Genomic DNA, 202 nt, shown 5'->3' with positions numbered 1-202 from the left:
GCGGGGGCGTGGCGCAATTGGTAGCGCATCTGCTTTGCAAGCAGAGGGTTAGGGGTTCGAGTCCCCTCGCCTCCACGTTTCGGTGATTATAGTGAGAGGGAAACGCCTGGTTCCATTCCGAACCCAGTAGCTAAGCCTCTTTGCGCTGATGGTACTGCACTTTGATGGGTGTGGGAGAGTAGGTTGTCGCCGGACTAGTTTT

General features: G+C 55.9%; 1 tRNA gene and 1 rRNA gene. Both read left to right on the top strand.

The features are described 5' to 3' along the window. Window positions 1-2 precede the first annotated feature (2 nt). Window positions 3-75 (top strand) — tRNA-Ala (locus HMPREF3016_RS04060). 3 nt (window positions 76-78) lie between these two features. After that, window positions 79-195, top strand: a 5S ribosomal RNA gene (gene rrf / locus HMPREF3016_RS04055). The last annotated feature ends 7 nt before the right edge of the window (window positions 196-202 follow it).

Source organism: Rothia sp. HMSC065D02, assembly GCF_001815285.1.
GTDB lineage: Bacteria > Actinomycetota > Actinomycetes > Actinomycetales > Micrococcaceae > Rothia > Rothia dentocariosa.
This window is presented reverse-complemented; position numbering and strand designations above follow the sequence as displayed.